Source organism: Achromobacter sp. Marseille-Q4962 (assembly GCF_943737005.1).
In the GTDB taxonomy this organism is placed as follows: domain Bacteria; phylum Pseudomonadota; class Gammaproteobacteria; order Burkholderiales; family Burkholderiaceae_B; genus Achromobacter.
Map to the genome: position 1 here is coordinate 1 of NZ_CALSFU010000049.1, position 11,409 is coordinate 11,409.

Here is an 11,409-nt window from a genome sequence, read left to right on the forward strand (position 1 = left end):
CTCGGGTCCATCGGGTATATTCCTCCTGCGCAGGCTGAAGAACGCTATCTCCGTACCAACTCTGACTCTGTGCCGATGAACGCTGTACTTTAACCAAACAGCCTCCTCGATTCCCGGGGCAATTCAGTCTTCCATCAATATTGATGGCGAGATCCAGCTTTCTCTCGGGGAAGAACGCCTCGTATTCGTTCTTATAAAAACGCTTGCAGGGCCATGCAGAAATTTCCACGTTGGTCCGGTAGTTGTGTTTAAGCTGCACCGGGGTGATGCCGTGGGTCTCCTTCATGTAAGAGAAAATGCAGTCAAACAGCCCTTGAACGCTATCCTTCATCTGGAAGCCGTAAATCGGCCCAAGCTGCCGGTCGTCACCAGCAAGGACAACATGCCCATCAGACTTCAAAAGCAGAAAGTAGGCCGCAGCCGCAGCAACCTGAACCTGTGATGCCTCGTCGATCACCAGCAGATCAAACCATTCGGCGGTCGGCTCGCTATCTTGGTGGTCTTTCTCGGCCAGCCGTCCAAGTTGTTGCCAGGTTCCACCCACGATGATGATCCCGGGATCGTCGCCTTTCAGGGCATTCACAAAACCCTGAGCCCTTGCGGAGGTCCTCGGCATATCTTCGATCTGATCACTCAAGGGAGGTGCGGAGGAGTCGCTCCTCACCCTTGTGACACGAACCGGACAAGCTAACACTCCGACCGTGGCCGTCCGTCTGTTGATCAGTTCCAGGACTTCGTTGAGAACGTTATCTATAGCGTTGTAGTTGCTGGACCCGATACCGACGCGCAGCGGAATTCCCGCTTCGGCGTAATGCTCAATCCACCCAAGAACAGTCCCGGCCAAGACCGTGGTCTTTCCTGTACCCGGCGGCCCCCAAAGCAAAGAAATCCTGTTTCCGAATGCATCGTGAAAAAGGGATTCCTGCTTTTCGTTAAAGGCATTCTTCAAATATGGTGCCACCTTCGCGTACAACTGGTTCGTGTCAGCGAATGTTTTTCCTGCTGCCAGCGAGCCAGGGGTATACATCAGGCTATGGGCTGGTTCGGTCATTTTTGTCGGTCTCTTAGCCATTGCCTTACCTCCGCTTCCTGGCACGTTTGATCGGTGCTGCCTTGCCGCCGACAGACCTCAATGCTTTTTCTATCCTGTCGCTCGAAAAATCCCGGTACATCGGATCGAGGACAAGCGGTGAGTCGAGCGCCACAAGTCCTTGGGCGACGGCAAACTGAAAGAGCCCCTGGTGACCCGGTTTAAGAACCACATAGGGATTGTCCTGCATTGCCTCCAACCGAATGACCTCTACCTGAAGCAATGCCCCTATCGACTTGTTCGTCATCCACCGCTCGGTCAGGCCGTGTTCGCCCAGCAGTTCTTCTGCATCCTGGAAGCCCAATCCAAGTCGCCGACGCCACGGTTCGTCGAGATCCACGTATTCATTCTCGTTGGATAGGGCGACGGTAAATTCGCCTTCCTTGATTCGGGAATCCCTGCTGGTCGGAGAAAAATCGAAAACATAGAGCGTTTCGTGTTGGTACTGTGGATTCCCGAACTTGATCTCATCGATGATCGGATCAGCCTCTGCTTGAGGCTTCAAGGTCAACCCGCGTATCGAGAAAAACCTCGCCTCCCGTTCATCGACAGGCAGTGAGCGAGTGTTCCGGTTCTCCATTTCCTGGCACGCGACATTGAGCTTCTCAAAAGCGATCAGACTTCTTGCCGCCTCCGGAACGCTTGCCTGTGAGGATCGTGCGGCAGAGAAGCCGCTCTTTTTCAGCACTAACCGGTCTTTGTAGTTTTCACGCAGTCGCCGGACGATGTGCTGCAAAGCTTGCAGGTGAACCTTCGTGGCCCGCTTAATGCCATCGTAGAGTTCGTCCCGGGTGTAGCGCCTCCACTTTGACGGGTCAGTAGGATGAAGTTTATTGAAATGGCGGACGAAAATTTTGTCCTGCCACAGCTCATAGGCACGTTCGAAGGGGATCTGATCGCTCATTGGGGTAGCGAACCCAAAAGGCAGATCGAATTTATACGGGGTGCCATCCTCTCGAACATTTGGGAAGAAACTGTTCGCTGCATCAAACAGGGAGTAATCGTGGGCAACCGGCAGCCCAACCAGCATTCGAAGAACTTCCTTGACGATGGTCCCCGGCTGGGACTTGAAAGCATCCGGATCGGGCAACAGACTGTCCGGCGGGAAGAATCGGGTAAGTACCTCGATCAGTTCGATCACGTCAGGGTTCTGCATATGACGCTCGAACATGCGCTTGAGCTGACGCACCTCCAGCATGTCCCAGAAGAAGATGTGGGAAGAGAGACGGTCACGAGCCGGTAGACCTGTGTTGACGGTCGACACCTCCTCTAACCACTCAGAGACCACGGTCGCAAATTCCTTCAGCCTCTCGCGCTCCGTTTCCGGGTTCATCGCATCGACACGGTCGACGATGAAAATCTTTTCGTCCGTCACCGGAGGATCGCCGGGTTTGCGGCCGTGCGGGAAATAGAGCCGCGCCGCGCCCAGGGCAAAGGAGATACCAGAGCCCGGGTCGAAATGAATCGTGATAAAGATGCTTTGGTCAGTCCACGCGGGGATCATGGCGCTGCGCCGTCCATCGACCGGCAAGGGTGCCCCCTCGGTCAAGGAACGGGCGCGAGTTGCCAGCGCTGGCCCATCCGCCCGCAACTGGTGGCTGGAATCGATAACGGATTGCCACCGATCATCGGCGGTAGTCACGGCTTCAGTCAGTCCCGCCGTAGTGGTAATGCCATTTGAACGGAGAAGTTCCGCCTGCCCTTGATTGAGCCAGGCCAGCCGGGAAAGGTGATCGCATTCGGATGCCTTGTCTCGGCAGTAGCGAACGTAGTCGCAAAGCTGGCACTTGGGACCGACATGCCAACTGGCATCCTCCATACCGGTCTGTAGAACCCGGAGAAGGCGATCCTCGAAAAACTGCTTCACGTGGACTTCATAGACTTCATACGGAACCCGAATCAACGTTTCGCTGAGGGCCTCGGAAACAGGATCTGCGGCTCCCTTGGCCTGATAAAGCTGGACCAGGTTCCTGAACGCATTGATGTCATGGCTTCCTGGCCAGATGGTGCCTTCCGCCGAAACGGCATATCTGCCGCCAAGCCCTTCTTGCTGGATGGTTGTGGCCAATGCCAGAGCGTAGTAGGTCACTTCCGTGAAGTGCCGCAGGGATGGCTCCGCAGCCATTTTCACATCAATGATATGGATTTCGTATTCAGGCACAGTCCCATTGCCGATCAGCGGCGCACCAGTACCACCTGGACGTATCCAAAGGATGTCCGGGCGCACTCGTACCTGGTCGAGACCGAAATCGTCGTATGCCTTTTGAAGGCCGGGAGTAATGTTTGTGGGAACCGTGAACTCCGCCTCGATAATTGCCTGGGGTGGTTCCTGTTGCCGGAGGATGTCAAAAAGGTTCTGAATTTTCTTGAAGGGCTTCCGTCCCAGAAGATCATCGACCTTGTCCTCGAGAAGGAACACAACTTTCCCATCATCTGAGGTGTCGATCAGATCCTGGTATTTGTCGGCTTCCCAACGCCGTCCGGCCGCTTTGATAAGTTCAATACCAGGGCGTTTGTAGGTTTCGGCCGAGACCCCAAGTGAGTCCCTTTCAGCATCACTGGCCAGACGAAACCGGAGAAACCGGTCACAATCGAATTTGAATGTTAGGGCAAGCGTTCCTTTATCGAGTTTCGCCATCACAACTCTCCCGGGGTTGGTATGTTCTTCAATGCATCCGACATCGGTCGTGTGCTGGTATCCGCCTCGCCTAAAAAACCTCTACTGACGACCAACGCCCGAGCCAAATTAGTGAAATCAGGAATTTTGAAGCCGATCCGTTTATGGGCGGACAAGGCATCAAAGTGAGATTCCGCCTCCACGACAGCGTCTTTGAAGGCGGTTTCGCTGATGACCGGAACGCCCCTCTTGATGACGCCTTTCTTCTTGCGGCAGACCAGCACCGCGTCCCACTTGATGGTGCCATCGTAAGTGTGAAGGCCTCCTTGGCCTTCGCCACGCATGGGCAGAACCTTGGTTACCGAGAGTCCCGAATGAAGCAGAGCCGTGCCGAGAGCATCCCATGCCGATGCAAGTTTATGGTGGTAGGTGAACACGCAGATCCCGTTCGGCTTGAGCACTCGGTTGCATTCCATGAAAATCTGCTGAAGCCGCTCCTGGTATCCCTTGATGGCTTCATCGGACCGTCGCGTGATGGCCAGGTTCTGCAGTATCGGAGCCGAAGTGACGTTGTCGTCATACGGGGGCGGTGCGATTCCCAAAGCCTGATGCCAGGCCAAGTAGAAGTCCGAGAGTTCCGAGTAGCTCAGATTGTCGAAATACGGCGGATCGGTCAGCACGAGATCCACTGAGCCGTCCGGTAGTAAATGGAGTTCCTCGGAAGACTGGGTTTCAATCGCCGCCGTGGCGCTGCCGCTCAATACATCATCGACAGAGCCAAGGCAGGCTTGTTCGCGCTCGAAATCATCTTCATAAGCAACTCTGGTGCCTTCCGGATGCAGCTCCTGGGGCGCTTTGGAAAAGGCAATCGCCTTCGATATTTTCCGGACCGTGTTGATGAACGTCCCCCGTCCGACGCCATCCTGCCAAGGGTTCAGTTCGACCGGACGAGTGATGTGCCGGTATGAGTGGATGGAGAACATTGGGCTCGTTCGGCGATAGCCAAACGCATAGGCCGTGTACATGCAGTTCGTGGTGAGATGTTCACTGAAGGCCAGCTCAAGGCAGCGCCGCGCCTCATCGCTTTCCACTCGGCCGATGGCCGAACCGAGAAGGTGCAGGTGGAGCTTCTGCCGGTCGTTGAAAAAGTCTGCGTAATGCCGAATCCCGTGGATCAGAGGTCGTCCATCCGAACGCCCCTCGCGGGGAATGCTTCTCGTCGGCACAAGCAAGCCATTCCCGATCATCCGCAGCTTCCGGGTGGCTCGGTCGTACAATTCCTGGTCCGCCTCTTCGACGCGCTTGAAATGCCTTGTGCAGTTCTTGCCGGTTCCGACCAGATACTCCTGGGCAAAGAGCTTCCAAGTGGGGCTTTCGGCACCGTCAAGGTCATCCGCTGCGATCTTCTGTGTGTTCTTGCAGGTCGGGCAGGTCATGATCCCGTTGCCGTGCGTGCCCGCGCTGATAGTCGTGCGCTTGCCGCAAGAGCAGTGCAGCACCTTGCGTTCAATCGGCAATTCGTGGACTGCATGACAGTCCTTGCAGAATACCCACTGCAGACCTTTCTCTTTGGAGTAGGCCAGTTGAAAATGGGGATGGAGCTCTACATCGCTCTGGCAATTCGAGCACTGCTTCACCTGGACCCAGAAATGATGAAGAACATCCCGTTCGACACCATCAACCATGGTCCGATGCAACGGCGTAATGAGTTGGGCGACCTCATTGCAAATCTGCTCGATTTCCGGGTAGTGATCCTCCATCCGGGAGGCGGCCAACTCAAATCGGGTAATAAAGGTCGCGACCGGGTCGATATCAAAACCAATCACCCGGGCGTTGCAGCGCATGGACTCCACCAAACTTGTCCCGCCGCCGATGAAGGGATCGAGAACGACAGCGCCATGCACGGAGGTTTTGCCGAGATAGGTATCCCAAAAGGTGTCGGCCTTGTCAGGAGGAAGGGTCAACGCGGTGAGGATCGAACGGAACTGAGAGCCCACCCGGCGAGCAAACCAGCGGTGGACCCGATACAAAGGATTCGAGCTCTGTCCTTCACGCAGGGCAAGTTCGGCGATTTGGGCAATGGGAATGTCGCCCGCCTCCAGCAGGGTACGGGCAGGCCAACCGCCAAAGGTGTCGCCTCTGCGGTTTTCAATGATCTGCTTTGCCTGACCTGTTTTAGCCATAGAGCCCCATTACCATCCCTTCTCAGTAGTACTGCCGGATATATCCGAACGCCTTGTCGAACAGATCCTGGTCCTTGACCTGGTACTTCACGTAAATCACTTTGCGCAGGGCCTTCTGGACCTCGCGCTCTCCGGCTTTGGTGTTTTGCCAGCCGGGGAACCGGACCAGGCGCACGATCTCGTCGATGTCGGTCACGATCCGCTCGACCACCATCGGCGTCTTGCCGTTCTTCACCTCGGCGAACAGCTCGGTCAGGGCCGCTTTGGCCTTGGCCTGTTCATCGACCGGGTCCACTTGCTTCTCGGCCTGGACGACCTCCTTGGCCAGGGTCAGCAACTCCTTGAGGAAGTCGAGGCTGTGGAGCAGGCCCTGTTCGTGCCGTTCCTTGAGCTTTTCGAGGCGTTCGCCCAAGGCGACGAACTTCGGATTGTCCTTGTGCTTGCGCAGGCGGGCGATGAGCTTGATCTCGATTTCCTTGGATTTCTTGTCCGGGTCCTTGGCATCGAGTAGCCCTTCGAGTACCTCGGCGTCCATCACCAGGGTGTCCAGATCGTCGCGCACCGTCTCCAGATGCACGTTCTCATGGACCAGCTCGATGGTCTTGGCCCCCAAGGCGTGCCAGAGCAGCTTGCCGTTGCCGCTCGGCGGCTTCACCGATTCATAGACCTGGGTCAGCCACTTGTAGTCCTTTTCATAGGGGGCGAGGCAGGGATCGGGCGACAGCGCCTCCCACAGACGGGAGAGCACCGAGTATTCCGCCGCGAACTTGTCCCGGGTCTCGTTATCCGGCAGGCAATCCTGCGCCGCGATCAGCCCCTCGTAGCCACCTACGGTGCGATCCACCCCGGGGAAGAACGCCAGGCATCTTGCCACCACGCCGGGCAGCTCTTTCTTGAGGTCATCCAGATTGGTAATGACCTTCTGCACCGCCTTTTCATCGAAATCGAGGGCCGTGGCCACGTCATCGAAAATGCCGAGGTAATCCACGATCAGGCCGTGGGTCTTGCCGGGATAAACACGGTTGGTGCGGCAGATGGCCTGCAGCAGGTTGTGATCCTTCATCGGCTTGTCGAGGTACATCACCTGCAGAATGGGGGCATCGAAGCCGGTCAGCAGCTTGGAAGTGACGATCAGGAACTTGAGCGGGTCGTTCGGATCGCGGAACCGGTCGAGGAGCTTTTCCTCCTCGTCCTTGGCCAATTTCCATTCCGCGTACTCGTCGGACTTTCCGCCCTGGGTGTGCATGACGATGGCGCTGGCCTCCGGGCCGACCAGTTCGTCCATGGCCTTCTTGTAGAGAACGCAGCATTCCCGGTCGAAGGTCACGACCTGGGCCTTGAAGCCGTTCGGCTCCACCTTCTCCTGGAAGTGCTTGACGATGTGCTGGCAAATGGCGTTCACACGGGCCGGGGCCTTGATCAGCACCGCCATCTTGGCGGCCCGCTTGGCCAGGTCGTCACGATCCAGCTCGCTCAGCTCATCGGTCATCTGAGAGTAGGCTTCGTCGATGGCGTCCTTGTTGATGTGCAGCTTCACGTCCACCGCTTCGAAGTGCAGCGGCAGCGTGGCCTTGTCCCGGATCGAGTCCTGGAACGAGTAGCGGCTCATATAGCCCTGCTCATCCTCGTCCGCGCCGAAGGCCCAGAAGGTGTTGCGGTCCCGCTTGTTGATCGGCGTGCCGGTCAGACCAAAGAGAAAGGCATTGGGCAGCGCGTCGCGCATCTTGCGGCCCAGATCGCCTTCCTGGGTGCGGTGCGCCTCGTCCACCATCACGATGATGTTCGAGCGCTCGTTCAGGCGGCCGTCCGCCTCACCGAACTTGTGTATGGTGGTGATGATGATCTTGCGGGTATCGGCCGCCAGCAGGCTTTGCAGCTCCTGCCGGGTGGCGGCCCCGATCATGTTCGGGATATCGGCGGCGTTGAAGGTGGCGGTGATCTGGGTGTCCAGGTCGATGCGGTCCACCACGATCATCACCGTGGGGTTGCCGAGCTTGCGGTGCATCCGCAGCTTCTGCGCCGCGAACACCATAAGCAGCGACTTGCCCGAACCCTGGAAATGCCAGATCAGGCCCTTCTTGGGATAACCTTTGACCACGCGGGCTACCATCAGGTTAGCGCCTTCGTACTGCTGATAGCGGCAGATGATCTTGATGCGACGGTGTTTCTTGTCGGTGGCGAACAGGGTGAAGTTCTGCAGGATGTCCAGCACCACATGGGGGCGCAGCATGGAGCGGATGGAACGCTGCACGTCCGCCAGAGTCCCCTCGGCCTTGTTCTCGCCTTCATGCCACGGCCCCCAGATATCGATGGGCATGCGCACCGAGCCGTAGCGGTAGCACTTGCCCTCGGTGGCAAAGGAGAGGACGTTGGGCACGAACATCTGCGGCACGCTTTGTTCATAGCCGTTGTGGATGTCGCTGGCCCCGTCCACCCAGGTCACCGCCGGACGCACCGGCGTCTTGGCCTCGCCGACCACCAGCGGGATGCCGTTGACCAGCATGATGATGTCGAAACGGCGGCCGCCTTCTTTGACCGGATAGACCCACTGATTGGTGACCACGTAATCGTTGTTGCTGAGATTCTCGAAGTCGATCAGCCGCACCGGCGTGTGTTCGCCGCGCTCGCCGAAGGGCATGGACTTCTCGCCCCGCAGCCATTCGGCAAACAGCTCGTTGGCCCGCACTAGGCCTTCGCTCTGCACCGACAGCGGAATGGTCCGCAGGCGGTAGAGCACCTCGTCGGCACGGTCGGGCTGGGCCTTGATTTCCGGGTTCAGGCGGATGAGGGCATCGCGCACCATCGACTCCACCAGCACGTCGGAGTGCTGACGGGGCAGCTCCTCGGCGGACACGAAGCGCCAGCTATTGACTTCGCCGCCGTAGCTCGCAATCTCTTCGGCAACCATGTTCGAAGTCACGCCGCCGCAGAGCGTGTCGAGAACCATCTGTTCGACCGTATTTTCTTCGTTAAACATGAATAGCCCCCATACCATTTGTCGTTGACTTAATCAGACCGCGACAGCTCGCCAAATGGCTTTCCAAAAGGTCTATTTGAGCCTGTATTTTTGCGATTTTCTGAACGATAGATTCTTGAACCGCCAACGGTGGAACCGGCACCTGGAGTGGTCGCAGAATTTGCAGATTGATATTCTTCTGAGCTGTTTGGGTCGCTGCAACGTTTTCGAGATAGTGACGCTGCGTCCTCAAAAAATACTCAAGAAAATAGACGTTGATTTCATCTCCGGGAACAATCCCAACAACACTGTCAGTAGCCCAGGTTTCAGCTTCTGTAATAGCTGTAGCACCGATGACGGCCGCGATTGTGATTAGGATGGTGCCAGAGGGAAAGCTCTTGCTGTAATGCTTCCCTTCATCGGTCAACGTGTATTCGAAATCCCTGATGAAGCCCTTTGCACGATGCACATCTCCTGTTTGCGCAAAAGGATATGGCCCTCCATAAAACTGAGGCAAATTTCGCGGTCGATGTGAAAACTTCCCACGTTCGACGGTTGCGACATCCCCAAGAGCTTTGAAAGCCCAACTTTTGTCACGAGCATTTTTTGCCGTCTCTTCAACAACAGATTCGATTAAACGCTGCAAACTTGATTGACAACTATTCCATGACTCCACCGCCTCATCGGCCGCCCACAGAATCTCGGCAATACGCTTCTGTTCGTCAAGCGGCGGCAGCGAGAATTCAAAGTCCTTCAATGCCGTCCAACTGGTTCTCGGCGACAGCGATCCGGCCGAGGTGTCAAGCGCATGATCGAAGAAGGCATCGCTCTGGCAGATAAATGGCAGAAGCTCCGGCAGTAGAACCTTTCTGTTCTTCGGCTCGAACGTCAGGATATCCCCGGAGCAAATGCCTTCAAACTCAGCGTAGGCGACCTTGCGTTGATAGGTCCGGCGCTTACCGAAGAGCGTCTGTCCCGGTACGAACTTGCGGGTAAACGAGGTGCCATCCACAACAGAGTTCCAGCGCCGGACATGCAGATTCTCGGGATCGATGTGTTCAAGCCCGACGATTCTTTCAACGCCATTGGCCTCGGGATCACGTTCCACGAGGTTGGCGTTCTTCACCACCTCGCCGAACTTCACCATCTTCCAGCCGGGCTTCAGGGATTGTGTGCTCATTTACAGTCCCCCATATTCAATGCTTCATCAACCCAGCAGATCGCCCGTCGCAGGTTGTCAGCCAGTGGGCTTTTGGCCGATGCGTAGTGCTTGTTAAACCAGTTCCGCAAAAGCTCTCTGATATACTTCGAGTTGGGTTTGACCTCGTCTGCCGTCAGCCCGCGTATAGCTTGAAGGCAATACTCTAGCTCTTTCCCCGTAAGGCCTGCATTGACCTTTTTGCTGCGCAGCGCCTCTGCGTATTTCCTCTTTTTAGTGGCTGCGGCAGTGCTTCCGTTGGGGATTGCAAGTTCCTGAGTATTCCCACTCTTCAACCGTTCAATCAGTTTCCCTCGCGTGGCTGATCTTGAAACCACGCCTTCGAGCACCTCCACGGTTTTGTCCAGTGTCATTCCGGATTTCTTGATGAAATAGTAAACGGGCAAAAATGCGGTGCTTTCAAAGCAGATCTGTTTGATGTACTCGTCTGGCTCAGGAACATTATCCTGATTCAAAGTGCTGAGAACGATATCAGCCGTCCTTATGCCTTTGGTTTTTACAATTTGCTTTTTGGTCGTACCGATAACGCTGCCAGCCAAGGGTTCAACATGGCCGATCAGCTTTAGCGCGGGCTTGCCTTTGACCTCAGAGAATTCACCCTCTTTGATGAAAGAAAGCTGACTAAGAAGTGACTCATCAATGAGGAACGAGCCTCCAGACCCGGTTACGCTACCGGTGTGCAGATCGAAAATTCCAGCCTCACGAACACCGATCCGCGCTATGTTTTCGAGATGTTGCATCCATAGGCGCTGCTCAGTTTCCCGCTTGGCCTCAAGGATGGCTCTGAGTTCCGGGTATTTAATTCGCTCGGAGCGGCCTCGATATCGGTAGTAGATATCGCTCTCTTTCAGCTCCTTCCCAGCATCTTTGGTGCAGACGACTGGCTTGTCCTTGGCCTCATGGATATACAGAAGGCCAAAAACCTTCCCTTGAAGTTCGTATTCCTGAATCGTCCATTCTATTTCCGGAGCAAAGTGTTCATTGAAGTTATGTGACATCTTCTCCGGATCAATATCCTCAAATAACTTCAGGTTCGGTCCTGAGAGGCCGCAAAGTCGATGTGGCTTATTGGCAATGCCAAACACGATATAGCCACCTTTGGCATTGGCATATGCGGCGCTTGTTTTCAGGTACTTTGGCAAGCTTGCCCACCCAAATGATTCCTTGAATTCAAGGCTGCTGCTTTCCCTTGAAATCACGCGTTCCGGATCTGCAGGGGTGAATTGCCCCGGGTTTTGCGGAGGCTCCAACCTTTGAGAGAATGGAGCCCTTATGAGCAAGCAGAACAAGTTTTCCCCGGAAGTCCGTGACCGCGCCGTGCGTCTGGTACAAGAGCATCGTGGC

At 56.0% G+C, this 11,409-nt stretch carries 6 protein-coding genes; all 6 read right to left on the reverse strand.

Going from position 1 to position 11,409, the window contains the following annotated elements; genetic code table 11:
- Positions 1 to 1,051 (reverse strand): AAA domain-containing protein (locus NGJ44_RS22470; protein ID WP_251865935.1); only part of this gene is annotated, 1,051 nt, incomplete at its 3' end.
- A 25-nt stretch (positions 1,052 to 1,076) separates the two neighbouring features.
- Positions 1,077 to 3,728: a hypothetical protein gene (locus NGJ44_RS22475; RefSeq protein WP_053244326.1), complete on the reverse strand. Its 2,652-nt coding sequence runs from the start codon at positions 3,726 to 3,728 to the stop codon at positions 1,077 to 1,079.
- Positions 3,728 to 5,890, reverse strand: coding sequence for a hypothetical protein (locus tag NGJ44_RS22480; RefSeq protein ID WP_251865936.1), 2,163 nt, complete (start codon positions 5,888 to 5,890; stop codon positions 3,728 to 3,730). The genes NGJ44_RS22475 and NGJ44_RS22480 overlap by 1 nt, the downstream gene beginning before the upstream one ends.
- A gap of 22 nt (positions 5,891 to 5,912) precedes the next feature.
- Positions 5,913 to 8,867, reverse strand: a complete 2,955-nt coding sequence (locus tag NGJ44_RS22485) for a type I restriction endonuclease subunit R (protein WP_251865938.1) — start codon at positions 8,865 to 8,867, stop codon at positions 5,913 to 5,915.
- Positions 8,860 to 10,026: a restriction endonuclease subunit S gene (locus tag NGJ44_RS22490; protein WP_251865940.1), complete on the reverse strand. Its 1,167-nt coding sequence runs from the start codon at positions 10,024 to 10,026 to the stop codon at positions 8,860 to 8,862. Before NGJ44_RS22490 ends, NGJ44_RS22485 begins: the two co-directional genes overlap by 8 nt.
- The gene (locus NGJ44_RS22495; RefSeq protein ID WP_251865942.1) at positions 10,023 to 11,264 is read right to left on the reverse strand and encodes an ATP-binding protein; all 1,242 of its coding nucleotides are present in this window, start codon (positions 11,262 to 11,264) and stop codon (positions 10,023 to 10,025) included. Before NGJ44_RS22495 ends, NGJ44_RS22490 begins: the two co-directional genes overlap by 4 nt.
- Positions 11,265 to 11,409 lie beyond the last annotated feature (145 nt).